General features: G+C 42.2%; 22 protein-coding genes and 1 tRNA gene. 8 read left to right on the forward strand and 15 right to left on the reverse strand.

Annotated features, from left to right (window positions below; all coding sequences use genetic code 11):
• Positions 1-17 precede the first annotated feature (17 nt).
• The 5 genes from pilQ to B9T36_RS08380 are packed head-to-tail and all read right to left on the reverse strand — an operon-like array spanning position 18 to position 5,109.
• Positions 18-2,093: a type IV pilus secretin PilQ gene (pilQ, locus tag B9T36_RS08360; RefSeq protein WP_086209043.1), complete on the reverse strand. Its 2,076-nt coding sequence runs from the start codon at positions 2,091-2,093 to the stop codon at positions 18-20.
• A gap of 19 nt (positions 2,094-2,112) precedes the next feature.
• A complete protein-coding gene (locus tag B9T36_RS08365) occupies positions 2,113-2,640 on the reverse strand; it encodes a pilus assembly protein PilP (RefSeq protein WP_086209044.1) in 528 nt (175 codons plus the stop codon).
• Complete coding sequence (locus tag B9T36_RS08370; RefSeq protein WP_086209045.1) at positions 2,640-3,398, reverse strand: type 4a pilus biogenesis protein PilO; 759 nt, start codon at positions 3,396-3,398, stop codon at positions 2,640-2,642. The genes B9T36_RS08365 and B9T36_RS08370 overlap by 1 nt, the downstream gene beginning before the upstream one ends.
• Positions 3,395-4,051: a PilN domain-containing protein gene (locus tag B9T36_RS08375; protein ID WP_086209046.1), complete on the reverse strand. Its 657-nt coding sequence runs from the start codon at positions 4,049-4,051 to the stop codon at positions 3,395-3,397. Before B9T36_RS08375 ends, B9T36_RS08370 begins: the two co-directional genes overlap by 4 nt.
• Complete coding sequence (locus B9T36_RS08380) at positions 4,051-5,109, reverse strand: pilus assembly protein PilM (RefSeq protein WP_086209047.1); 1,059 nt, start codon at positions 5,107-5,109, stop codon at positions 4,051-4,053. The genes B9T36_RS08375 and B9T36_RS08380 overlap by 1 nt, the downstream gene beginning before the upstream one ends.
• A 165-nt stretch (positions 5,110-5,274) precedes the next feature.
• Here B9T36_RS08380 and ponA point away from each other — a divergent pair, with 165 nt between their 5' ends.
• Complete coding sequence (gene ponA / locus B9T36_RS08385) at positions 5,275-7,806, forward strand: penicillin-binding protein PBP1a (RefSeq protein ID WP_086209048.1); 2,532 nt, start codon at positions 5,275-5,277, stop codon at positions 7,804-7,806.
• A gap of 39 nt (positions 7,807-7,845) precedes the next feature.
• On the opposite strand, the gene B9T36_RS08390 is transcribed toward ponA, so the two are convergent.
• From B9T36_RS08390 to B9T36_RS08430, 9 genes are all read right to left on the reverse strand, one after another.
• Positions 7,846-8,652, reverse strand: coding sequence for a putative RNA methyltransferase (locus B9T36_RS08390; protein ID WP_086209049.1), 807 nt, complete (start codon positions 8,650-8,652; stop codon positions 7,846-7,848).
• 69 nt (positions 8,653-8,721) lie between these two features.
• On the reverse strand, positions 8,722-9,840 hold the full coding sequence (gene mraY / locus B9T36_RS08395) for a phospho-N-acetylmuramoyl-pentapeptide-transferase (RefSeq protein ID WP_058870423.1): 1,119 nt from the start codon (positions 9,838-9,840) through the stop codon (positions 8,722-8,724).
• The gene (locus B9T36_RS08400) at positions 9,841-11,250 is read right to left on the reverse strand and encodes a UDP-N-acetylmuramoyl-tripeptide--D-alanyl-D-alanine ligase (protein WP_086209050.1); all 1,410 of its coding nucleotides are present in this window, start codon (positions 11,248-11,250) and stop codon (positions 9,841-9,843) included. It lies immediately after the preceding gene.
• A gap of 9 nt (positions 11,251-11,259) precedes the next feature.
• Positions 11,260-12,756, reverse strand: coding sequence for a UDP-N-acetylmuramoyl-L-alanyl-D-glutamate--2,6-diaminopimelate ligase (locus tag B9T36_RS08405; RefSeq protein WP_086209051.1), 1,497 nt, complete (start codon positions 12,754-12,756; stop codon positions 11,260-11,262).
• A gap of 7 nt (positions 12,757-12,763) precedes the next feature.
• Complete coding sequence (gene ftsI, locus B9T36_RS08410) at positions 12,764-14,587, reverse strand: penicillin-binding protein PBP3 (protein ID WP_086209052.1); 1,824 nt, start codon at positions 14,585-14,587, stop codon at positions 12,764-12,766.
• A gap of 12 nt (positions 14,588-14,599) precedes the next feature.
• Positions 14,600-14,932: a cell division protein FtsL gene (ftsL, locus tag B9T36_RS08415; RefSeq protein ID WP_086209053.1), complete on the reverse strand. Its 333-nt coding sequence runs from the start codon at positions 14,930-14,932 to the stop codon at positions 14,600-14,602.
• The gene (gene rsmH / locus B9T36_RS08420) at positions 14,932-15,855 is read right to left on the reverse strand and encodes a 16S rRNA (cytosine(1402)-N(4))-methyltransferase RsmH (RefSeq protein WP_086209054.1); all 924 of its coding nucleotides are present in this window, start codon (positions 15,853-15,855) and stop codon (positions 14,932-14,934) included. Before rsmH ends, ftsL begins: the two co-directional genes overlap by 1 nt.
• A 187-nt stretch (positions 15,856-16,042) precedes the next feature.
• On the reverse strand, positions 16,043-17,062 hold the full coding sequence (locus B9T36_RS08425) for a sulfate ABC transporter substrate-binding protein (protein WP_086209055.1): 1,020 nt from the start codon (positions 17,060-17,062) through the stop codon (positions 16,043-16,045).
• A gap of 252 nt (positions 17,063-17,314) precedes the next feature.
• A complete protein-coding gene (locus B9T36_RS08430; protein WP_086209056.1) occupies positions 17,315-18,313 on the reverse strand; it encodes a sulfate ABC transporter substrate-binding protein in 999 nt (332 codons plus the stop codon).
• Positions 18,314-18,715: 402 nt separating this feature from the next.
• On the opposite strand from B9T36_RS08430, the gene B9T36_RS08435 reads away from it, so the two are divergent.
• The 5 genes from B9T36_RS08435 (at position 18,716) to B9T36_RS08455 (ending at position 22,263) form a co-directional block, all read left to right on the forward strand.
• Positions 18,716-19,000, forward strand: a complete 285-nt coding sequence (locus B9T36_RS08435; protein WP_086209057.1) for a hypothetical protein — start codon at positions 18,716-18,718, stop codon at positions 18,998-19,000.
• A 144-nt stretch (positions 19,001-19,144) separates the two neighbouring features.
• Positions 19,145-20,653, forward strand: a complete 1,509-nt coding sequence (gene gltX, locus B9T36_RS08440; RefSeq protein ID WP_086209058.1) for a glutamate--tRNA ligase — start codon at positions 19,145-19,147, stop codon at positions 20,651-20,653.
• A gap of 92 nt (positions 20,654-20,745) precedes the next feature.
• Positions 20,746-20,821: transfer RNA gene (locus B9T36_RS08445), tRNA-Glu, on the forward strand.
• A 153-nt stretch (positions 20,822-20,974) separates the two neighbouring features.
• On the forward strand, positions 20,975-21,316 hold the full coding sequence (locus B9T36_RS08450) for a hypothetical protein (RefSeq protein ID WP_086209059.1): 342 nt from the start codon (positions 20,975-20,977) through the stop codon (positions 21,314-21,316).
• Positions 21,317-21,459: 143 nt separating this feature from the next.
• Entirely contained in the window at positions 21,460-22,263 is an 804-nt protein-coding gene (locus B9T36_RS08455; RefSeq protein WP_086209192.1) for a DUF4198 domain-containing protein, read from the forward strand.
• Between the two features lie 66 nt (positions 22,264-22,329).
• Here the strand turns inward: B9T36_RS08455 and ettA are convergent, their stop codons facing one another.
• On the reverse strand, positions 22,330-23,991 hold the full coding sequence (gene ettA / locus B9T36_RS08460; RefSeq protein ID WP_086209193.1) for an energy-dependent translational throttle protein EttA: 1,662 nt from the start codon (positions 23,989-23,991) through the stop codon (positions 22,330-22,332).
• Between the two features lie 295 nt (positions 23,992-24,286).
• Between ettA and B9T36_RS08465 the strand changes: the two genes are divergently transcribed.
• Both B9T36_RS08465 and B9T36_RS08470 read left to right on the forward strand, forming a co-directional pair.
• Entirely contained in the window at positions 24,287-25,564 is a 1,278-nt protein-coding gene (locus B9T36_RS08465; RefSeq protein WP_086209060.1) for an O-acetylhomoserine aminocarboxypropyltransferase/cysteine synthase family protein, read from the forward strand.
• 305 nt (positions 25,565-25,869) lie between these two features.
• Positions 25,870-26,757 carry an SDR family NAD(P)-dependent oxidoreductase gene (locus tag B9T36_RS08470; RefSeq protein WP_086209061.1) on the forward strand — a complete coding sequence of 296 codons (888 nt, stop codon included), beginning with the start codon at positions 25,870-25,872 and terminating at the stop codon, positions 26,755-26,757.
• Positions 26,758-26,760: the final 3 nt, after the last annotated feature.

The following is a 26,760-nucleotide window of genomic DNA, read 5'->3' on the forward strand; positions in this document are numbered from 1 at the left end:
TTCAAATTGAAAATATATTAATGATTTCTTGAAACAGTGTCATTAACAATTCGTGGTGTCACAAAAATCAATAGCTCAGTTTGTATCGTGGTTTTAGTACTACTCTTGAATAAATTACCCACTACTGGTAAATCCCCAAAGAATGGCACTTTTTGATAGTCACTACGCTTTGTGTCATCAAAAATACCACCAAGCACCACAGTTTCGCCATCATCTACAAGTACGTTAGTTTGCAATTCACTGGTGTCAATTGCAAGACCGTCGTTGGTAATATCACCAACCGAGTCTTTTTCCACCAACAATGCCATCTGAACTTTACCATCAGGGGTAATACTTGGCGTAACTTCTAATTTTAAATTAGCTGCGCGGAACTCAGTTACCAATCCTTCCGTTGCACTCCACGTTTGATATGGAATTTCTGTACCCCTTAAAATATAGGCTTTTTGTTTATCCCCTGTCAGTACTTTCGGTGCAGACAAAACCTCACCATGTCCATCTGCCTGTAGTGCCGTTAATTCGAGATTCAACATATAATCAGAAATTTTTAATAGACCAAAGCTAAAAGTTCCAGCTGTTGATGTTGTTAAATCTACACCTAAATCAAAACTTGGCTGATAATCTCCGCCCCAAGTTGTAGTACCAAGCTTCTCTGCACTCCACTTAATCCCCAACTCACGAGAAAAATCTGTAGTCGCAGTCACAATACGGGCTTCCACCATCACCTGCTTTACCGCCACATCAAGCAAATCAATCATACGGCGAATTTTATCAATATTCTGTTGCGTATCATTGATAATTAAAGTGTTGGTACGAGAATCAGAAACAGCACTACCACGAGCACTTAACAAACTTTCCAACGCCAAAGAATCTGTACCTGCCGTACGGTTTGCTACGCTTCCTTTGCCATCACGAGAATCTTCTAACAGTTTCAACACATCTGCTGCTTTTGCATAGCTTAGTTGAATATAATCTGTTTGAATCGGTGCAAGTTTAAGGTTCTGTGCAATGGCTTTCGCTTCATCTTCCTCAGATTTAATCAATTCGGCTACAGGCGCAATCCAAATTACATTACCATTACGTCGCTTATCCAAATTCTTGGTTTTCATAATGATGTCAAGTGCCTGATCCCAAGGTACATCCTTCAGGCGTAAGGTAATATTGCCTTGTACCGTATCCGAGGCCACCATATTAATGCCCGTAAAATCAGCCAATAGCTGTAGCACACGTCGCACTTCAATATCTTGAAAATCTAAAGAGATCTTTTTACCTGTATATGCACTTGGCGCTTTCGGTTTCAGAGGGTTCTTATCTTCAGGACGCTTCAAACTAATCGTAAGCTTATCTTCTGCTTGATAAGCCATATATTCAAAACTGCCATTAGATTGAATCGTAATCAATCCATTTGAACCATCATTTTGAGCATCAATCGTTGAGACAGGCGTTGCAAAATCGTTCACATTCAAACGACGTGATAAATGCGCAGGAATTTTATTCCCCAAAACGCGCACCACAATTTTACTGCCTTGTTGCTTCACATCGACAGGAGTGTTATTACCTTTTAAATCAATAACAACTTGACCTTCACCGTCTGAACCGCGTTGAAAGCCAATATTTGAAATCCCTTGTTCATAGCGTGGTGCTGCTATAGGCGTTGCTGCAGTCGGATTTGCCGAATTAATCTTTAAAATAAAAGTATTACCTTCAACTCGTGTCGTAAATGCACCCGCATCTGCCAAGTTCACTGTTAAACGCGAACGTTGCGCATCTGAAGTTACATCTACTGAACTTGCCTCAGTCGTTGCAACTGCAATGCTACCTTGCTTCAAATTTTGTTGTGCTTTATCAAAGTCTAATACCAGTCGAGATGGCTGTTCTAGTTGATATGCTTGTGGTTGGGGTGGCAATCCGTTAAACATGACACGAATTTCGGTTCCCTGTCCTGGAATTTGCATCGGGACAATATTGGTAATACTCACTTGCGCATTTGCAACCTGCATGACCGCTATTGCAATTGCACCCATTGAAAACTGACGGAACATATGGTTCATCGTATTGCCATCCCCAAATATAGAATCTCTAACACTATTTTTCATTTTTATTCCTTTTCCTTTTTTAAGGCGTCGGCCCAATTAACACTAGGCTTCTTGGGCGCTCGACATAACCCTCACGCCCATCTGGAATAATTTCAACCAAATCAATCTGCGTTGCGGTGATATTGATCACGCGACCATGATTCATCCCCAAATAACTTCCACGTTGTACACGCTCAATTTCCCCATCTGGCGTTTGAATCAGCGCCAAAATTTGTCCATTTTGACCACGCATACTTCCCTTCATATTGAGCGTTTCAATCGCATAACTTTCTAAAGGCTGTAATTGACGAGACAAATTTGGATAAACCCGCTTTCCAGCCATAATTTTCAATTCAGCAGCCAAAGAGCTTGGCATAAATGGACTCTTTAATTGATGTGCAGCATAATTAAACGTAGGCACTGGAGGAAAGCTTGGCGCAGGATCAATCGCTAAAGGAGGTTGATTGCGAATTTCTGCCATTTGCATATTGACCGCATCGATACGTGAGTCACAACCAACAACAAATAGCCCTATGCAGAGACTCAGGAAGAGTTTTTGATATTTCATTACTTAGTACCTCCTGCGTCAGCTTTCGCATCATTCTTTGCTACTTTCTTATCATTTTTTTTAGCCTTTACATCTACATCTGTAGTTTCTGTCGCTCCTACATAACGATAGGTTTTAGCTTTTACACTATATGAAATTTGCGGAATATCGGTCTTTTTATCATTAACACTTGATGCCGAGATATCAAAATCATGCAAAGTCACAATACGAGGTAAAGCAGCGATCCCACTAACAAATGAGCCAAAGGAATGATAATCACCCGTCGCTTCAATTGAGATCGGTTGTTCTATAAAGAATTCTTGGCGAACTTCAGGCTCTAAACGAATATTTTTAAATTTAAGACCTGAATTTACACCACTGACATTAATATCTTCGACCAAACCTGGGATTTCGGTTTCTTTCGGCAGTTGTTCTAACTGCTGATTGAAATTCGCTTCCATCTCCTGAAGCTGTGCTTGATATTGTTGTAAATTACGTAATTTTGAATCTTTTTCGCGAAATTCATTCAGTAAATTTTGCTCTTGTGCTCGCGCATTAGATATTGCATCAAGTTTAGGCTTGATCGCAACAAAATAACCAAAAGCACAAATCAGTAAAATAATAAAAATCCAGCAAGTCAGCTTGACTGAGAATGGCCAACTTCCATAATTATTCGGATCCAGCGTGTTAAACTGCTGAAAAAACTTATCAACAGTCATCTTTTTCTTTGGCGCAGCATGGCTTTCTGGTGTTAATTCTTCAAATTCATCGCGACTCATTGTGCTGCCCCCGCTGTTGAATTATTCACTGCATTTGCCTGTTCTGGTGCGGTTTCATCGGTTGCAACTGGCTGAGCAATCTCACCCAAATCTGCTGTAACCACAAATGTGCCATACCCCTCTTCCACACGTGGCACAATTGAACTTGGCGCCTTATCTTTCTTCTCATCAACAGCCAAGAACGAATTCATGAATGCATTTCGATACCAAGCAGACGCCTCTAGGTTACGTAAGAATTCAGCCACCGTATTTGGACTTTCAGCCTTGCCCTCAATGGTGAATTTATCCCCAGTACGAGAAAATTTAGTAATATACATATTACTTGGGGTGACACGTACCATTTCATCGACTAAGCGAACTGCTACAGGGCGTTGACCTTGTAAACCTTGAATCAACTTCATTCGCTCTACAATTGCATTACGCTGTTCTTGTAGACCTTCCAATGACTTTAATTGCACATCTAAGTTTTGATTAGTACTCATCACCAACTGATTGGCTTGCTCTTGGTCTTCAAGTTTTTGACCATAATAAAACCAAGCTAAGGCAACGGCTAAAACCCCAACAAATGCGGCCCCAATACAGTAAGCAATAAATTCTTTTTTTCGTTTCTCTCTTAACGCATCACGCCAAGGGAGTAAATTTATTTTTGCCATTAATCAAAACTCCTCAATGCCAATCCACATGCCACCATGAGTGATGAAGCATCATTTTCAATTTTTTTAATGTCGATTTGTGGAGAAAAGCCCATCTGTAAAAATGGGTTGGCAATGGTGACCCGATAACCTAATTTTTGTTGTAATAATTTCGCCAGTCCTGGGATATTGGCATTCCCCCCTGCCAATAAAATATGGTCGATCTCATTGAATTGAGAAGATGAAAAGAAGAACTGTAAAGAACGTGCAGCTTGCTGTACCACAGCCTCAAGAAAAGGCTCAAGTACTTCAATGTCATAATCATCAGGTAATGTACGACTTTTTTTGGCGCGCCCAGCTTCTTCAAAAGACAAACCATAACGGTTTTGAATTTCTTGGGTCAATTGTTTCCCCCCGAAGACCTGCTCACGCGTATAAATCACTTTATTGTTTCGCATGACAGAGAGAGTGGTCATGGTATGACCAATATCTAAAATACCAACTGTATTCACACCCATCGGTAGAGTGTCAGAAAAGACCTTAAATGCATTTTCTATGGCAAAACTTTCAACATCGGCAATCTTCGGTGTCAAACCCGCAAGCTCTAATGCTTCAGCACGTGCTTCAACATTCTCAATGCGTGTTGCAACAAGGAGTACATTGACACGATTGGGATTGGCCAAACGGTCTGGAAGGACTTCAAAGTCCAAACTCGCTTCATCTAATGGGAATGGAATATATTGCTCAGCATCATCACGAATCTGAATTTCACGTTCGTCATCGTTCATATCGGCATCCATTTCAATGATTTTAGTAATCACCATGGAAGTCGGAACTGCCAGTGCTACATCTGTCGATTGAACATTGGCCAAATTTACCGCACGCTCAAGGGCATCACCAACTGCTTCTGGATTCAATATATTTTTTTCGACCACACTTCCTTCTGGTAAAGGGACAAGTGCATAGCTCTCCACCCAATACCGATTGTTCTTAACAGAAAGTTCCAATACCTTAACAGAAGTCGAACTAATATCTACTCCTATTAACCCCTTACTTGGCTTACGATATAACCTGAGCACAGTATCATTCCTATTATTTTTTTATCCCCAAAAAAAGTAACCCACTAATTAGTCTGCGTCTATAATTTTATACGGATACAATAACTCATCTAACATTCCGTATGTGTACAGGATATACTGACCGCTAATTAGTTTGCCATTAGCTCTTATTAAAACTTACTTGTTATGAAAAAGCTATCTTGTTCGGGCCGTGTTCATCCATTTTTTTTGATCATTATTATAATGTTGGTCTCAATTCCAATGGGTTTTTATGGCATGTATCTCTATATTGCCCCATCTTTGCCGCAAATGACAACTCTAAAAAAGGCGCCATTACTAAAACCTTTACAAGTTTATAGTGCGGATAACCAACTCATTTCGGAATACGGTGGCAAGCTCTCTGTACCCGTAGATTACGATCAGATCCCGCAAAGTTTTATTCATGCCTTTTTAGCGGCGGAAGATTCTTCTTTTTTTGAGCATAGTGGTATCAGTTTTAAAGGTTTAGGACGTGCAGTCAGTGAAAGTATTACTGGCTCAAACGTCCAAACGGGTGGCTCGACCATCACCATGCAAGTGGCCAAAAACTATTATCTCAGTCCCGAGCGTACATTAAAACGTAAATTGACTGAGGTTTTTCTAGCCCGAAAAATTGAACAAAATTTGACGAAAGAGGAAATCTTAACCCTCTATGTCAACAAGATTTTCTTGGGTAAAAATGCCTACGGTATCGCTGCCGCAGCTAAAATTTACTACAACAAAAGCTTAGACCAACTCAGCATTGCACAAATGGCGATGATTGCAGGCCTGCCTAAAGCGCCCTCGAAATACAATCCAGTGGTCAACCCCGAACGTGCGTTAGAACGTCGTAACTGGATTTTGGGTCGCATGCTCCAGCTCGGCTACATCAATCAAAGCCAATATGAAAAAGGCATTGCAGAACCGATTAACCTCGATATGCCTGATCGTGGGGTAAGCAATCGATTTCCCTACATCGGTGAAATGGTCCGCAGCGAACTGATTGAAAAGTTCGGCGAGCATGCCATTGACTCTGGTTATAAGGTCTACACCACCATCAACAGTGAACGCCAAGCCTATGCTGAACAAGCGGTACAAGATGGTTTAGAAGCCTATGACCGTCGTCATGGCTGGCGTGGTGCAGAAGCTCATGACAAACCCTTAAGTAGTTTTAGTGCGTTTGCCAACACCTTCCCTGCTGAAGTCACCCGTGTCAATCAAAATAGTTTTGATGCCTTAATGCAAGATGGCTCAACGGTGACCGTGCCATGGTCTGGCATGTCTTGGACACGCCCTTATCGCAATGCGAATGCGGTAGGCGGTGCACCATCAAGAGCATCCCAAATTGTTAAAGTGAAAGACATTGTACGTCTGCGCCCCAATGACAACAAAACCTCATGGGCTTTGGTACAACTACCTAAAGTTCAGGGCCAGCTGATTGCACTTAATCCAAATAATGGTGCTGTAGAAGCACTGGTTGGTGGTTATAATTTTTATCAATCTAAATTTAATCGAACCACACAAGGTTGGCGCCAACCAGGTTCAATTATTAAACCCTTTGTTTACGCACTCGCTTTAGAACGCGGTATGACACCGTATAGCATGGTCAATGACAGTCCGATCACTATCGGGAAATGGTCACCGCGCAATGCCGATGGTCGCTATTTAGGCATGATTCCACTGCGTCGTGCACTATATTTATCGCGTAACACTGTGTCTGTTCGACTCCTGCAAACTGTGGGCATTGAAAGAACACGCCAATTGTTCATGGACTTCGGCTTAACCGATGAACAGATTCCGCGTAACTACACCATTGCGCTCGGAACACCTCAAGTTTTACCAATTCAAATGGCCACTGGATACTCTGCCTTTGCCAATGGCGGCTATCGCATTCAACCACACTTTATCAACCGTATTGAAGATGCGTATGGCAACATCATTTATCAGAACAATCCTGAATATGCATGTATCAGTTGTATTTCTCAACAAGAATCAAAGCCTCAATCTGCTGACACCATCACACCTGATGATGAAGTGATTGAAGTCACCAACCAAGAGCTGAACCCTGTTGAAAAATCAGCGAATCCAGTGGAGATCAATAGTGACTATCGCCAAGCACAACGTATTTTAAAATCCAGCTCTGCTTATGATATGGCCAATATTTTAAAAGACGTGATTCAACATGGTACAGGTCGTGCTGCTCTACGCATTGGGCGGGATGATTTAGGGGGGAAAACAGGAACCACCAATGATGCGAAAGATGCTTGGTTTGCAGGCTTTAATAGTAAATTGGTAACTGTGGCATGGGTCGGTTTCGATCAACCGACGACTTTAGGACGCCGTGAATACGGTGGTGTAGCTGCCTTGCCAATTTGGACAGACTTTATGGCTAAAGCCTTACAAGGTACACCTTCTTCTTGGGTTCAACTGGACGCCAAAGCCAAAGCACCAGTTCAGCGCCATCAAAAAGGAGCTGTTCAAAGTAATTTAGGCCCGACCCCGCCTTTAGCACAGCCCTTGTATCGACCTGCACCAGTGGTGGTGCCGCGTTCTCCTGAACGAGACTTTGATGATTTACCGGGTGAAGAGGAAACACTGGTTCCACAGAACAGTGCTCCGCCAACCATGCAAACGCCACCCAAAGAACAACCCAAACCGAAAGCCGATGCACTCGATCATTTGATTGATCAAGTCCAATAATAAAAATGCCCGCAGATTAGATTGCGGGCTTTTTTATACTCATGCTTTTTTCTGAAACAGTAAAATTTGATACTGGGCGTGTAACTCAAAAGCTGTTTGCGCCTCCAAAGCTTCACGGCGCTCTGATTTTGCCTTATAGGCATAAGGCGTCATCGCAATCAGGTTTTTTAAGTCCTGCTGATTAAGCTTAAATTCAGCATCAACCACATCATCACTCACCAAGTCAAACACATCACTCAACTGTTCTACAAATTTGCTTGGTTCATGCGGCTTGACCTCTTCAAACAAGGCCTCACGCATTGCATATAGATGCTGAGACGCAGGCGTCACCACCAACAAGTATCCTTGTGGCTTGAGCACCCTTAAAATTTCCTGTTTTGGAATCGGACTAAATAAACTGCTACATAAATCAATTGACTGATCCAGTACAGGTAAGGTCGCCCCAGTACCCACCACCCACGTGATATTTTTATTGATTTTCGCAGCCACTTGCACTGCATTTTTCGCAATATCAACACCAACACATTGCAGCACTTCTGCCTGCATCGCGTCTGTGTAATAACCTTCACCACAACCAATATCCAGTAAGTTTTCAATCCGAAGCTCGCGTACTTTGTTCACCACGGCTTGCTGTAAAGGTGCATAATACCCTGCACTTAAAAATGCACGGCGTGCTTGTACAGACGCTGGTGTATCCCCCGGGTTCTTACTGTGCTTGTGTTGTACGACATGCAGATTGACGTAGCCTTGTTTTGCCACATCATAACTATGTGAATTCGCACAGCGCCATGTTCTTTCGTTTAAAGTTAAAGCCTCACGACACACAGGACACATGAGCAGATTCATTATTTTCTCCAAGACATTACCTCAGGCATAAAAAAAGCCGGCAAATGCCGACTGTTTTCATCCTTTTGCTTAGCGCAATTTTAAGGTCATTAGCCCTAAAACTACCAGCATAATTGTGATAATCCAGAAGCGAATCACCACTTGAGTTTCACGCCAGCCTTTTTTCTCATAATGATGGTGTAAAGGTGCCATCAGAAATACCCGCTTATTGCGCATTCTGAGTGAACCAATTTGTAAGAAGACTGAAATGGCTTCCACCAAGAACACACCAGCCATAATGGCAAAGACAATTTCCTGACGAACCATTACAGCGATTGTACCGAGCATTGCACCCAATGATAATGCACCCACATCACCCATGAAGACCTGTGCAGGATGTGCATTAAACCAAAGGAAAGCTAAACCTGCACCAATCATCGCAGCACAAATCACTACCAACTCTGAAGCAAAGCGCACATAAGGAATATGTAAATAATTGGCAAACCGCACATCGCCAGCCAAATAAGCAAATACCCCCAGACCCGCAGCAACCAACACCACGGGCATAATTGCTAAACCGTCCAAACCATCAGTGAGGTTTACAGCATTAGAAGCACCATTAATCACCAAATAGGTGAAAATGATGAAACCAATCCCCAGTGGAATCACCGACAAAGGAATACTTAAATCTTTAAAAAACGGGATCAGCAAATCCAGCATATTTGCAGTATGCACAGGATTGGTCTGTTGCTGTGCAATCACATACAGTGCAATACCTGCCCCTAATGACGCAACTGATGTCCAAAAGAATTTTTTACGTGCAGGTAAACCCGCATTGTCTTTATAGCGAATCTTGATCCAGTCATCAGCCCAACCCACGGCACCAAAAATCACCATCACTGCCAAGACGATCCACACATACGGATTGGATAAATCTGCCCACAACAGTGTTGAAATACCAATCGACATTAAAATCAACACACCACCCATAGTTGGTGTGCCCATTTTTTTGGCATGATTTTCAGGAGCATATGAACTCACGGCTTGACCATATTTGAGTGCTTGCAACTTGCGAATCATCACAGGACCGAGCACTAGACCAATGGTCAGTGCGGTTAAAACACTGAGCAAAGAACGCAATGTCAAATAACGAACCACCTGAAACGAGCTATGGTAGCCCGCCAGTTGTTCAAATAACCATAACAACATTTAGAGTTTCTCCATCAAATCAGCCATCAACGTTTCCATATGGGTATAACGAGAACCTTTAAAGAGGAAACTCATTGACTGGGGTTGATGTGTTTCAATTAAACTATGTAAAAAAGGCAATGCCTGCTCTTGAGTTAAAAAAGCCTGCATTTTTTTACCATATTGAGTGCTGCGTGCACCTTCTTGTGCAGCAGGTGCAAACTCACCTACAGCAACGACGAAATTCAGCCCTTTCACCGAAACCAAATCACGTCCCAACATATAGTGTTGCTGTGCCGCAGCACTGCCTAGCTCACCGATATCACCCGTCACCATCACACGAATACCATCTTGCTGTGCAAGTACTTCGGCAGCGGCACGCATAGAGGTTGGATTGGCATTATAGGTATCATCAATAAACAGATGCGCACCCTGTTGAATAAAGTTTAAACGCCCCTTCGCCCCGACCGCTTGCTCTAAACCCAGTACAATATCATCTAAAGCAATACCAATTGCCAAGGCAAAAGCGGCCGCAGCAGTTGCATTTTGAACATTATGTTCCCCAGCAAACGGTAAATCTACCTGACGCACCCCTTGAGGTGTGTTTAGGCTAAAGGTTGCCGATTGTGCATGTAATTCAATCTCAGTGGCAAAAATGTCACCACCTTGACCAAAACTGAGCACCTGTTCAGTTTGTACAGCTTGGCGAATGCTATCGGCAAAGTCATCGGCCGCAGGAACAATCGCTGTACCATTTGCAGTAATATGCGCATAAATCTCAGACTTGGCACGGCAGATACCATCGCGTCCACCGAATTCACCCAAGTGTGCTGTACCAATATTGATAATGCCTGCAACCAAAGGTTGGACCAAGTTCGAAGTATAATCAATTTCACCTTGATGACTTGCCCCTAGCTCCATCACCGCATATTGATGTTCAGGACGAAGCTCAAGCAACATGACTGGTACACCCAAGTCATTATTCAGATTGCCTCGTGTCACCAAAGTGGGTGCTATACGTGACAAAATACTGCCTAGCATTTCTTTGGTGGTGGTCTTACCACTACTGCCCGTCAGCGCAATCACTTTTAACTGTGGATACTGTGCACGGCGGTAAGCTCCTAGCTGCCCCAGTGCCAAACGCGTATCAGGTACCACCAACTGGCAAATCTCTGCATCAATAGGCTGGCTCACAATGGCAACTTGGCAACCTTGTTCAGTAACATGTGCAATAAAAGTATGCGCATCAAAACGCTCACCTTTGAGTGCCAAAAATGCATCACCCGCTTCTGCATGACGTGAATCCGTCAAAATGCGCTTAATCTCCGTATTGGGTGCTTTGTCGTTCAACCAATAACCTTGGGTTGCTTCGACCAATTGTGCTGCTGTCCATGGCATTAAAGGCACTGTGCTTGTTGTAGAGGTATGCATACGACTTCCTTAGTGTGCAGGGTAAGCAGAATCTGTAGTGTGGGTTTGGGTATCAATGGCTGACTGGACTTCAACGACATCATCAAACCAATGGCGTACCCCCTCTATTTCTTGATAATTTTCATGACCCTTGCCTGCAATAACCACAATATCACCCGCTTTGGCATGCTGAACGGCAAATTTAATTGCCTCACGACGATCACGGATTTCATGCACCACGCAATCTGCAAAATCAATGCCTGCTTTCATATCTGAAAAAATTTGCTCAGGATCTTCGGTACGTGGATTATCTGAAGTTAACATCACCACATCTGCCCCATTTAATGCAGCTTGGGTCATGAGTGGGCGTTTACCGCGATCACGGTCTCCACCACAGCCAAATACTGCCCAAAGCTGGTGTTCTACATGACGCTTCAACGTGCTTAAAACTTGCACCAGAGCATCAGGCGTATGTGCATAATCAACTACAAACAAGCGCGCATCATCACGAATCACTTGCATACGGCCTGGTGCACCTTTGAGCTGTGCTGTTGTTGCAACAACAGTGGTCAGATCGAACCCTGCTTGTTCCACCACAATTAAACTTGCGACCAAATTTTCAATATTAAAATGACCGAGTAATGGGTTTTGTATGTGATATTCAGCATATTCCGTACACAAGCTAAAATTTGCACCTGTCAGGCTATATTGAATATTCTTCACCTGATAATCGGCAGGCTGGGTAGTTGAGTAAGTCAATATTTTTGGTTGAGCTGGATTATTTTGCGCGGCTTGCATCATGACCCCAGCGTGCTCATCATCCAGATTGATCACAGCGACCTTCAATGACGGAAATTGAAACAAGCGAGATTTGGCTTCGGCATAAGCCTCAAGTGTGCCGTGATAGTCCAAATGATCACGACTTAAATTGCTATAGGCTGCAATTTCAATTTCACAACCCGCTAAACGGCCTTGCTCTAAACCATGTGAAGAAGCCTCAATAGAAGCAAATTCCGCACCTTGAGTCGCATAGGTATATAGCGCATTTTGTAAATGCACAGCATCTAATGTGGTATGTGAAGAGGCTTCTAGATTCGGCAAAATACCATTGCCTGTGGTTCCCATCACCGCACATGATTTACCTTGGAGCATCAACAGTTCTGCAACCAAACGAGAAATCGTGGTTTTACCATTGGTTCCCGTGACCGCTAAAATCCGCGCAGGCGTAAAAGGATGACACGTCAACAAATATCGTTTCTGCCACTCTCCCATGAGGTGACGCACATTCGGCACTACAATGCTGTTTTCAAGCCCGAGTTCAATTTCACTCACCACCGCCAAGGCACCTTTGTCTAAGGCCGTTTGTGCAAATTGAGCTGTCTTTTCAGGTTGTGAGAACGAGGTCAGGGCAATAAAGATTTGTCCTGCCTGTACTTTACGACTATCAAGAACAAAACCCTGAAATGGCTGTGTCATCCATTCAGCAGTTAAGTTAACGGTATAGAGTTGTTGAAATGTAATAGACATTCATCACCTATCTCTTGATTTCGGGAGAATCTAAGGGTTTATCTAAAGGAACGTTCATTAAACGCAAGGATTCTTGCATAACACGGGCAAACACAGGTGCCGATACAGTACCACCATAGTAAGTGCCTTGTGGGTTTTCAACCACGACCACCATCGCCAAACGCGGATCACTCACAGGTGCAACGCCAGCAAAAAGCGCACGATATTCGTTGGTTGAGTAACCTTTACGGTCAGCACGTAATTTATGTGCTGTACCTGTTTTACCACCTACACGGTAGCCCGGAATGGTCGCACGAGTCGCTGTACCACCTGGCAAGGTTGCAGTTTCCATCATCAGCAAGACTTGATCCGCAATTTTTGGATCAATCATTTGCTCACCTTGAGGTGGTGCATCCAACTTATACAAACTCAAAGGCATTTTTACCCCTTTGTTTGCCAACATGGCATAAGCATCCACCATTTGCAGCACAGTGGCATTCAAGCCATAGCCATAAGCCATTGTTGCAACTTCGGAAACATTCCATTTACTTGGTGGTAAGATTAGACCACCACTTTCACCCGGAAATTTCACTGCCGAACGTTGACCAAAGCCCAAACGCTTATAAAACGTTGGCAAAGTTGAATAAGGGAGTGAAAGCGCAATTTTTGCCACACCGACGTTCGAGGACTTTTGAATAATGCCACCCAAAGTCAATGGGCCATAGTTATGCGTATCACGAATGGTATGGTTGCCGACCCGCATCGAACCTGGAGTAGTATTCACCACGGTATTAGGTTGATATTTTCCACTTTCCAAAGCCATAGAAATGGTTAAAGGTTTCATGGTTGAACCTGGTTCAAAAGAGTCAACCGCTCCACGGTTACGCATGGCATCTTTATTCGATAAACTATTTTTATCATTCGGGTTATACGATGGCCATGACGTCATCGCTAAAATTTCACCCGTTTTTACATCCACCGCGATGGCTGTTGCAGAACGGGCATTGTTCGCTACACCCGCAGCAGTCAACTCACGGTACATGATGTACTGCAAACGCGAATCTATACTGAGGGTAATATTTTCCCCTGGCTCAACTTCTTTGATTACTTCTGGATCTTTAAAGCGATTGCCTTTTTTGTCACGAACGACTTGCTGTTCACCATCAATACCTGAAAGACGTTGGTTGAGCTGCATTTCCAGACCTTCAATGCCTGAACCTTCACTGTTGGTCAAACCAATAATCTGTGCATTCGGCTGGGGCTGAGGATAATAGCGCTTGTAGTTCTTTTCGGTGTACACCCCTTGGAAGCCTCGCTTCATAATCAGCTCTGCCTGCTGTGGCGGGACTTCTTTTTGCAAAACCAAATACCGTGAGCGAGGGCGCTCGTTCAACTTTTGCTTTAACTCGGCCCGATCCATGCCAACAGCATCAGCCAACTCATCTAAATTTAAATTTTTATCAGGCAATTGACGTTTCAATTTACGATTATGCGGATCATTGGCTAATTCAGCGGTGATTTCATCAAATAACTTTTTATTATCAAAATAATCACGAGGATCAATCACCACTTTCATAATTGGTGTACTGATCGCCAAAGGTACACCATGACGGTCATAAATTACGCCACGCATGGCCTTAATTTTTTCAGTTCTTAAAATATTGGCATTGGCTTTGTTTTGTAAAAATTCAGTATTAATCACCTGAACATAAAAAGCACGTCCGACCAAAGCAAAGAAGCAGGCTAAAACCACTGCCCACATCAGATAAAAACGCCACATCTCAACCTGTAACGCTGATTTTTCAGTCACCGCTTGCTGTTTTTTACGGGTGGGTTTACGCTTTTCTACCATGTTGCAGCGGCCTTATTTTTTATTTTCTGAAGTCGTGGGTAAAGAAATTACTACGGTTTGTGCCGCAGGAGGTGAATACATTCGAAGTTGTGTCACTGCGCGCGTTCCAATTTGTGCAGTTGCGCCAAAGGTTTGCTGTTCAATCAACAAACGCCCCCATTCTGCATTCAGGTCATCGCGCTCTCGCATAAAAGAGCTCATTTCACGATAGTCATGTCGATATTCAAAAACTTGTAAGACCACCATCATGGCACTGATAAACACCAGCACCAATAAAATGGCATAAGCAATGAACTTCTTAAACTTTAACTTTGTTGGAGTTTTTTCAACGACTTCAGTTTTCATTATTCGCCTTTTGCTACTAAGCGTTCTGCAACTCTAAGCCATGCACTACGTGAACGTGGGTTGGCTTTCACTTCGGCATCACTTGCTTTCACACGTGATACTTTCTTTAAACGACGCGTATCTACGCGTTGTTGTGGCATGCCCCAGCCCAAATCTTCTTCAAGTGTCGACTCTTTTTGAATAAATTGTTTAATTAAGCGATCTTCTAGTGAATGGAAGCTAATGACCGCCAAACGACCATTCGGCTTTAACACATCTACCGCCTGCGGTAGAAAAACTTCAATATCTTCTAATTCTTTATTAATGGCAATACGAATGGCCTGAAAAGTTCGGGTTGCAGCATGTTTATTTTTTTCCCATTTCGGGTGTGCCACTTTCACAATCTCGGCCAGTTGAGCTGTAGTTTCAATCAACCCTGCAGCCTTGATAGCTTTCGCAATACGTCGGCTATAACGCTCTTCGCCATATTGGAAAATAACATTGGCTAAGGCTTCTTCTTCAATATTCACCAACCACTGCGCTGCCGTTGGACCTTGCGAGTTGTCCATACGCATATCAAGCGGACCATCTTTCATAAAACTAAAGCCACGCTCCGCCTGATCAAGCTGCGGTGAAGACACACCCAAATCTGCCATGACTCCATCAACCAAGCCAATCCCACGTGCTTCGAGCTCATATTTCAGGTCAGCAAAGCTGGCATGAATAATTTTAAAACGTGGATCTTCTTGTTCTAAAATAGCCGCTGTTTCCAGTGCTTGTGGGTCTTTATCAAAGCCATAGACACGCGCATTTTCATCCAGTTTAGATAACAATAAACGGGTATGTCCGCCACGACCAAACGTGCCATCAATGAAAATTCCTGTATTGCGATCTGCTACCAAAGCATCAACAGTTTCGTGAAGTAATACAGAAATATGCGACATAAAGACTCAATACGATCGGAAGGAAAAATGTAACTGCACATTATTACCTTGTTTTAACAAAGCTCCAAACGACTTTTTGTACGGAAATATTACTTTTCATAGACAAAACCGTTTCAAAACAGCCACCGTCATAAAAAAAGCCTCCCGTAGGAGACTTTTTAAACATCATCGGCAAAGCGAGCCTAACTCATTTACGGTTATTTGAGATCTGATCGTAAATTGCCCCATTCACAAAGTGAGTCTGTTGCGCTTTCGCCCAGCCCCCAAAAACCTCATCAATGGTGAAAGTTTGTAAGGGTGGGAATTGCGCTTTATATTTTTCTAAAATCGCAGCATTACGCGGACGGTAAAAATATTTCGCAGCCATTTCCTGACCGATCGGTGAATATAAATAGTTAATATAACCTTTGGCTAACCACTTATTGCCATTTTTCTCAACGGTCTTATCTACGATTGCGACAGAAGGCTCAGTTAAAATCGAGATCGAAGGATAAATAATCTCGAATTGGTCTTTACCTAATGTTTTTTGTGTCACTAAGGCTTCATTTTCCCACGTCAATAACACATCACCTATGCGACGTTCCGCAAATGTCGTCATTGAAGCACGTGCTGCAGAATCCATGACTTTTACATTACGGTACATTTTACTGACAAACTCTTTCGCTTTGGTGTCATTACCACCAGGTTGTTTCAATGCATAACCCCAAGCGGACAAATACACCCACCGTGGCAATCCGCCTGTTTTTGGATTTGGCGTAATAATTTGTACACCAGGCTTGGTTAAATCCGACCAGTCTTTAATTTTTTTCGGGTTACCTTTACGCACCATAAATACAATGGTCGATGTATAAGGTGCCGAGTTATTTGGAAACTCTTTTTGCCAGCCTGGTTGAATTTGACCAGACTTCACGATTTCATCAATATCATTGGCCAAAGCCAAAGTCACTACATCGCCTTTTAAACCATCCACCACCGAACGTGCTTGCTTACCTGAACCACCATGTGACTGTTTAAACTCGACCGTTTGTCCTGTACGACTTTGCCAGTAAGCAGCAAAAGACTGATTAAATTCATCATAAAACTCACGTGTTGCATCATAAGATACATTGAGCATAGTACGATCCGCAGCTTGTGCTGAAGTAACACTCAATGTCAGGCCTGATGCGAATAAGGCAGCAGTCAGAATAAATTTTAAATGGGTTTTCATAGCAGCATTAAATTAAATATCTAAAATTATGCTAAATATATGAAACAAAATCACAAACCACAATTCGTGTTTAATGATTAAATTGTTGCGACCTTTAATTTAAACAGGGTTAATCCACTGTTTTTATTCAAAATAATAATCCACTCTTTATTTCTTCTAATTAAATAGATTTTTATGCTTTAAATATGCAGAAAGTGAATATATAGCTATTCACTTTCACTGATCAAACATTCATTTATTAAGCTAAACTACTTATTTTTCAGTATAAATTTGATCAAAAATCGCACCATTCACAAAATGGGTCTTTTGCGCTTTAGCCCATCCACCAAAGACATCATTAATATTAAATGTTTTTTGTTTTGGAAATTGTGCAATATATTTATTCGCGACCTGTTTATTTCGCGGGCGGAAAAAATGCTTCGCAGCCAACTCTTGCCCTTTAGGCGAATACAAATAATTTAAATAGCCTTTGGCCAAATTCCGATTGCCATTTTTGTCGACGGTTTTGTCCACAATCGCAACTGATGGCTCAGCAAGAATCGAAATAGACGGGTAAACAATATCGTATTTGTCTTTACCCAAACCTTGCGTTGCCAGTAAAGCCTCATTTTCCCAAGACAAAAGCACATCGCCAATCCCCCGCTCAGCGAATGTGGTTAATGAACCGCGTGCGCCTGAATCCAGTACTTTGACATTTTGATACAGCTTTTTGACCAACTCTTTGGCTTTGGCATCATTTCCACCTGGCTGTTTCAATGCATAACCCCAAGCTGATAAATAAATCCAGCGTGGAGCCCCTCCCGTTTTGGGATTAGGGGTAATAATTTCAACATCTGGCTTGGTTAAATCATTCCAATCTTTAATGTGCTTTGGATTACCTTTACGTACCAAAAACACAATGGTTGAAGTATAAGGAGCAGAGTTATTTGGAAATTCTTTTTGCCAGTTTTTATCAATTTGTCCCGTATTGACGATTTCATCAATATCATTGGCCAATGCTAAAGTCACTACATCAGCTTGTAGCCCGGTTGCAACCGCCCGTGCTTGCTTGCCAGAACCACCATGCGACTGCTTAAAGTTTACCTCCTGACCTGTTCGGGTTTTCCAATATTGCCCAAAAGCTTGGTTATATTCTTGATAGAACTCACGAGTCGGATCATAAGACACATTTAAGAAATCTTTTGCTGCATACGTCGTTGCAGCCCAGCCCCCCAGTAACACAAAAACAGATGTCGCTAATATTTTTTTCATTGCTTTATACTCTTAGTGAATTTTCCCACTATATAAACAACAAAAAATCAATACAATCATCTAGTTATAATTAATTATGACTTCAAAATCGAATAAAAAGATATCTTTTGAATGACTAAGCTCTATACTTTTTCTCATAATCATCGCGGAGCAAACACTGATTTACGCACTTAAAATTTTGAAATCTTCATGTTATCTCCACACTTGTTTGGTACAAAAAGCCAAACGATTTGTATTTTCTATTTAGAAATGTCAATTTAACCAAACTTTCTTTATATTTTTGTAAATTTTGTGACACAGTTACACTTTTTTATTGGTAAAACTGGTTAAATTGAAACTAGATTGAAAAAGACTTTTAATAAAAATCTGTTCTAATACCATGTTGAGAGGGGGAATAAGGACATGAAAGCAACATTTTTACACAGCGTTACTTTAAGTATCGGCTTGGCATGTATGAGCCAAATAGGACACAGTGCCGCAATTCAAAACAACGATAAAGTTGCAATGCCTGCTGAAAAAACATCGTTGATTGAGAAAGCGCTCAGCCAACAAAAAAGTGGTGAAAAAAACACATTGACGGATACTGATTTAAAAATCATGACCTCAATTAAAGTTGCACCGACACAAAATTTCTTTGCTACACAAAACCAACGCTTCAGTCGTTTTGTGCAATCGCTCTTCCTCTAAATAAAAAAGCATCACATCAGCGCCTCTCTCAAGCGATGATCTTGCCGATTAAAAGTCTGATCACGGAATGTTGAATTAAGCATTAAGTGGTCGGGCTTTTTCGTTATAATAGACCTCAATTTACATTCTGAATCATTATTGGCCATGACTGTTCGTACTCGTATTGCTCCCTCTCCAACAGGCTTCCCACATGTGGGCACAGCGTATATCGCATTATTTAACTTATGCTATGCCAAGCAACACGGTGGTGAATTTATTCTACGTATCGAAGATACCGACCAACTGCGTTCAACACCTGAATCTGAAAAAATGATTTTAGACTCTCTTCGTTGGTTAGGCCTGAATTGGTCAGAAGGTCCAGACATCGGTGGTCCACATGCACCATATCGCCAGTCTGAGCGAATGCATATCTATAAACAATATGCTCTTGATTTGGTTGAGAAAGGTCATGCATTTTACTGCTTTGCAACAAGCGAAGAACTTGATCAAATGCGTGCTGAACAGCAAGCCCGTGGTGAAACACCAAAGTATGATGGTCGTGGTTTAAAACTATCTGCCGAAGAAGTTCAAAGCAGACTTGCTGCAGGTGAGCCACATGTGATTCGAATGAAAGTACCTGAAGAAGGGATTTGTACAGTCAATGACTTGCTACGTGGTGAAGTAGAAATTCCTTGGGCACAAGTGGACATGCAAGTTTTATTGAAAACAGATGGCTTGCCAACCTATCACCTTGCCAATGTGGTCGATGACCATCTCATGCAAATTACTCACGTGTTCCGCGGTGAAGAATGGTTGCCTTCTGCACCGAAACACCAGCTCCTTTACCAATATTTTGGCTGGGAAATGCCTGTACTGGGTCATATGCCTTTGCTACGTAACCCAGACAAGTCAAAATTGTCAAAACGTAAAAATCCAACATCAATCACGTACTATAAAAACATTGGTGTCTTGCCAGAAGCCCTATTGAACTATTTAGGTCGTATGGGCTGGTCAATGCCAGATGAACGTGAAAAGTTCAATCTGGCTGAGATGATTGAGCATTTTGATATTCACCGTGTTTCTTTAGGTGGCCCAATTTTTGATGTAGAAAAACTCAATTGGCTCAATGGTCAATGGATCAAAGGCTTAAGCCCAGCTGAACTATTAGATACACTACTGGCATGGAAATCTGACCGCAAGATGCTCGAAGACATCGCAGCAGCGATTCAACCGCGGATCAACTTACTTTCAGAAGCCGTAAACTGGTCTGCGCACTACTTTAATCAGTTCCCCGCACTGAGCAAAGAACAGTTTGAAAGCAAAAAGTTGACCGAAGAGCAAGTTCGTCAGAGCCTTCAATTTGCGATTTGGCGCTTAGAAAGCATGTTTACGTGGAACAATGATACAGTAAGCCAAACATTGATGGACTTAGCCACCCAGATGGAGATTAAGCTGCGTGACTTTATGCCAGCGTTCTTTATTGCGATTGCAGGTTCGACTGCTTCAACCCCTGTGATGCAAACCATGGTCACCATCGGTCCTGACTTAACCTTCGCGCGCTTACGTCATGCGCTTGAAATTGTAGGCGGTCCAAGCAAAAAAGAAGCAAAAGTATGGGAAAAACTGAATGAAAGCTTAAAATTGCCGAAAAATGATGCAGTTGATAACGCTTAATTGATTTTTTAGTTGACGCATGAACGTTATATCCCTAATATAGCGCTCACACAGAGAGACGGTGTTAACCACTCAACGTGATGCCTCAATAAGTCCCTATCGTCTAGAGGCCTAGGACATCGCCCTTTCACGGCGGTAACCGGGGTTCGAATCCCCGTAGGGACGCCATATTTAAGATGGCAACATCTGATAAAAAACCCAAGCATAATGACTTGGGTTTTTTATTGCCTGAAATTTCTTAGCCATCCATTCCAACGCTTTTTTTGGCTTTCTGTACTAATCCGATTAGAATACAACATAGATTAGAATTTCGGAGTCGTCATGCAATACCGCTGTCCTCAATGCCAAAGTCCAAAAATTATGCCTGTTGCTCAAGCAGGCGCTCCAGCAGCACGTCCAGTTGTGCCTAAAAGTTTAGTTTTTCTAATCCCTGCTATCTTTGTGTTATTACTTCTGGTGTTAATTAGCATTGCAATGTGGATCTTTGGGGATGGTGCGGGCTCAACACTTCAAATTGCAACGGTTGTCGTGTTTATCGTATGTGTAGTTGCGGGTTTCTTGTTTTACCGAGATCTTCCAGATTTTAAAATTTCGATGCAAGGCTTTATGCAATCCCAAAAAAAATGGAAATGCCGCGAATGCGACCATGAGTGGGAAATTTAAATCCCCTCTTAATATCAGCAGATCAAGGAGAGGCCAAGCTCTCCTTTTTCTTCAGGCAAATTATAAATAATAATTATTATCAAATGGTATTTTTTCTCGATATAATCAACCCACTTTTTGATTTTATTCGGAACTTTATTGCCATGAGAAATATGCTCTTTTGTGCGCTTGCTCTAAGCACTGCGACTCAAGCCCATGAACCCTATGTCGCACCCTTAGCCTATCTCACAGAGAATACCCAAGTTCCTGTTCTCAGTGCTTATGCAGAACAAGCTTTTCATCCTGAATACGCTTTAAAAGATACATCCTTCACTGTTTTTCAGCCCAACCAAACTCAAAGTACCGTTCAACCCGTAAAAAATTTAGACTCAGCAGCAACGTTTGATCTCAAACTTCCTGAAAAGGGTACCTATACCATTTTCGCAAAGACTTCGTATCCAATTGATTACGTACAGCACAATCGTCAGTGGAAAATTTTTGCCGATGTAGCAGCAGACAAAGTTCCTGCTCTGAGTGAGCGTGACTATGTCATTCCAAGTGACTTTAAAGGTAAAGTGCCAAGCAAGGTCTCTACGGTTCGTGAATGGAGCATTCAAAGCTATGTCAGCAAGGACAGCACCTCACCTGTCGCTGTAACACCAGCCCCAATTCAAGTCAGCTTTAAAATCCATCCCAACCAAATCAATGTACAGCAACCTGTACAACTGCAAATTACGCAAGCAGGCAAAGCTCTTGCGCATGCAGAGCTTATGGTTCGCGCTCAAGGTGAGCTTGAACAGCAAGCAAAAAGCACACCTGTTGATGCACAAGGCAATGCCACGCTCACTTTTGAACAGGCTGGACAATACTTGATTGAAGTGAGCGAAAAGGTCGATGCCAAAGCAAAACCTAAAAATCAGTATTACAGCATTATCAGCTTACAAGTGAATGCCTCTAAAACACCTTAGAAAACAATTAACAAACATAAAAAAACCAGCCCGAAGGCTGGTTTTTTTTATTGGCTAACGACAGTATTAACCGCCAATTTTCTTGTATTTAGTACGTTTTTGTACAGCATCTTCACCTAAACGAGCCAAGCGGTATGCTTCATACTCAGCATAGTTGCCTTCATAAAACTCAGGCTGTTCGTTCTCAAACGACAAGATATGTGTTGCAATACGGTCAAGGAACCAACGGTCATGCGATACCACCATTACCGTGCCTGGGAATACAAGAATTGCATCCTCAAGTGCACGTAAAGTTTCGATATCCAAATCGTTCGATGGCTCATCCAGTAAGATGACATTAGCGCCCATTTGCAGGATTTTCGCCAGTTGTAAACGGTTACGCTCACCACCTGACAATTCACCTACACGTTTTTGCTGATCTTGGCCTTTAAAGTTAAAACGGCCAATATAAGCACGTGATGCAATTTCGTATTCGCCAATTCTTAGGATATCCAAACCGCCAGAAACTTCTTCCCAAACGGTTTTGTTGTTATCCAAAGTATCACGGATCTGACCCACATAAGCAACTTTAACCGACTCACCTAGTGTCACCGTACCTGTATCAGGCTGTTGTTCACCCGTCATCATACGGAACAGTGTGGTTTTACCCGCACCGTTTGGACCCACAATACCCACAATTGCTGTAGGTGGTACGGTAAAGCTTAAGTTTTCGTAGAGTACGCGACCATCAAATGATTTGCTGATGCCTTCGACTTCAACCACTTTATTGCCTAGACGCGGACCAGGTGGAATATAGATTTCAGACGTTTCATTACGCTGTTGGAACTCACGTGAGTTAAGTTCTTCAAAACGCTCCATACGTGCTTTGTTTTTCTTTTGTTGACCTTTAGCATTTGAACGAACCCATTCCAGTTCTTTTTTCAATGCTTTAGCAAAAGATTCTTCTTGCTTCTGTTCTTGCTCTAAACGTGCATTCTTTTGCTCTAACCAAGCAGAATAGTTGCCTTGATATGGAATGCCCATACCGCGGTCAAGCTCAAGAATCCATTCAGCGACGTTATCCAAGAAATAACGATCGTGCGTAATCGCCACAATCGTGCCCGCGAAGTCTTTCAAGAAACGCTCTAACCAAGATACAGACTCTGCATCCAAGTGGTTCGTCGGTTCGTCTAGAAGCAACATGTCTGGCTTAGATAAAAGCAAACGACATAATGCAACACGACGACGCTCACCACCTGATAGTAAAGTTACGTCTGCATCCCAAGCTGGAAGGTTCAATGCTGCAGCAGCTTGATCCATTTGGTTACTCAGGTTATGTGCATCCCATGAGTGAATAATCGCTTCTAATTTTTCTTGCTCTTTTGCCAATTTGTCAAAGTCTGCGTCTTCAGCCGCATATTCAGCAAATACTTCATCCAAGCGTGCCAAAGCATCTAATGGTTCACGTAAACCATCTTCAACGTTACCGCGAACATCTTTATTTGGATCGAGTGGTGGCTCTTGCTCTAAATAGCCGATTTTGATACCCGGTTGCGCACGAGCTTCACCAGAGAAATCTTTGTCTACGCCAGCCATAATACGAAGCAAGGTCGATTTACCTGCACCGTTTAAACCAAGCACACCAATTTTTGCACCCGGGAAAAATGACAAAGAGATGTCTTTCAAGATTTCGCGCTTAGGCGGAACCATCTTAGACACTCGGTTCATCGTATAAATATATTGGGCCACGCAGGACTCCTCAATAGAAAACCAAAAAATCGCAAAACAGCGAAAAATATTTTGGGGCATTATACGATGAATGCGCTGAAAAAATAAGGCATTAAACCGATCTTCAATGCAATGTTACAACTTTCAGTTCGAGTGTTTTTTAAACGCTTGTTTTCAGCAGTTTTTATATGCTTACCAAGTTAAAACTTACACTTCATTATGAAAATTTTAGATAAACATTCATATTTTTTTGCAATTTCACTTATATTCATTAATGGTAGACTGTGTAATATTTAACTCACGCAGATGAAGTCACATGACCTATAAAGACGAAACTTTGGCTATCCATGCTGGTTATAATCCTGAGGCAACCACTAAAGCTGTGGCTGTGCCGATTTACCAAACGACCTCGTATGCCTTTGATAATACGCAACACGGCGCTGACCTATTTGACCTGAAAGTCCAAGGCAATATTTATACCCGTATTATGAATCCAACCACTGCGGTGCTCGAACAGCGTTTAGCTGCACTCGAGGGAGGTATTGGAGCTTTGGCTTTGGCTTCGGGCATGGCTGCCATTACTTATGCTATTCAAACCATTGCTGAAGCAGGTGACAACATTGCTTCAGTATCGACCTTGTACGGTGGCACTTATAACCTGTTTGCCCACACTCTGCCGAAACAAGGCATTGAGGTACGCTTCTTTGATTATCAAGATCCAGAAGCCCTACGTGGTTTAATTGATGAAAAAACCAAGTTGGTGTTTGTTGAATCCATTGGTAATCCACTGGGCAATATTATCGACCTAGAAGCAATTGCCAAAATCGCCCACGAATATGGAGTACCTGTAGTGGTCGATAATACGGTTGCAACCCCTGCTTTGCTTAAACCGTTTGAATATGGTGCTGACATCGTGATTCACTCGCTCACTAAATATATTGGTGGACATGGCAATTCGATTGGCGGTGCGATTGTTGATAGTGGCAAGTTTCCTTGGGGCAAATATCCTGAGCGCTTTAAAGTGCTGAATACACCCGACCCAAGTTATCACGGCGTGAACTATGTTGAAGCTTTGGGCGAAGCAGCCTATATTGCTCGCGCTCGTGTCGTTCCATTGCGCAATACTGGCGCTGCGATTAGCCCACTCAGTGTGTTCCTGATTCTGCAAGGCTTAGAAACACTCAACTTGCGTATGGAACGTCACATCTTCAATGCGCAGAAAGTCGCAGAATATTTACAAGCCCATCCCAAAGTAAAATGGGTTAACTATGCTGGATTGAAAGATCACCCTCAGCATGGTTTGGCACAAAAATATGTCAAAGGGCAGCCTTCCGCAATTTTATCTTTTGGGGTACAAGATGGCCTTGAAGGTGGGACACGTTTTATTGATGCCCTACAACTGTTTACACGCTTAGTTAATATTGGGGATGCCAAAAGTTTAGCGTGCCACCCTGCAACGACCACGCATCGTCAGTTGAATGAAGCGGAACTGCTATCAGCAGGCGTGAGTACCGATATGGTGCGCCTATCCATAGGGATTGAACATATTGATGATTTAATTGCAGATTTAGAGCAAGCCTTAGCCCAAGTCTGAAATGCATCCTACAAAATAAAAGCCTCAATCACATGATTGAGATTTTTTATACAGCTCTTTTATATTTATAGCCCTTTAATTTCATTTTGATTCGTGATAAAAGTTAATTATTAGAATAAGCAAAATAGAGTTTTTACTCTAAAATTATTTATTAATTCAATAACTTATGCCGTGATATTTTGAAGCAGTTTAGGTATCATATTGTTAAGGAAAGCAGCTGCATTGGTCCAAAAATCCAGCATAAATAATCGAATACAAAAACAGCCATAACCCTCAAATATTCTATTTAGATCAGGAAAGATAAAGTGAATTCAAGAATTGATAGACTTTTTAAAGAACGTGTAAACGGAAAAACCGTCTTAATTACAGGTGCTTCAAGTGGTATTGGTTTAACAGTTGCACATAAACTGGCTGATGCAGGCGCACATGTACTATTAGTTTCACGCACCAAAGAAACCTTAGAAGAAGTCAAAGCAGATATCGAAGCCAAAGGTGGTTCAGCTACGGTTTTCCCTTGTGACTTAAATGATTTAGATTCCATTGATGAAGTTTCTAAACAAATTTTAGCTTCAGTAGATCATATTGATATTTTGATTAACAACGCAGGACGCTCAATTCGTCGCGCGGTACATGAGTCAACAGAGCGCTTTCATGATTTTGAACGCACCATGCAGCTCAACTACTTTGGTGCTGTGCGTTTAGTGATGAACATCTTGCCACAAATGATGATTCGTCGTGATGGTCATATTATTAACATTAGCTCAATTGGTGTATTGGCAAATGCTACCCGTTTCTCAGCGTATGTAGCATCTAAAGCTGCTTTGGATGCGTTCAGCCGTTGTCTCTCAGCCGAAGTACATTCACATAAAATTGCGATTACGTCAGTGTATATGCCTTTAGTCCGCACACCGATGATTGCACCAACAAAAATTTATAAGTACGTACCCACGCTTTCACCTGAACAAGCAGCAGATTTAGTCGCGTACGCGATTGTGAAGCGTCCGAAGAAAGTCGCAACCAACCTCGGTCGTTTGGCATCTATCACTTATTCAATTGCACCAGATATCAACAACAAACTCATGTCGATTGGCTATAACTTATTCCCAAGCTCTAGCGCATCGGTAGGTGAGCCACAAAAACTCAACTGGGTACAAAAAGCGTATGCACGCTTATTCCCAGGTGAACACTGGTAAGTT

Source organism: Acinetobacter sp. ANC 4204 (assembly GCF_002135205.1).
In the GTDB taxonomy this organism is placed as follows: Bacteria; Pseudomonadota; Gammaproteobacteria; order Pseudomonadales; family Moraxellaceae; genus Acinetobacter.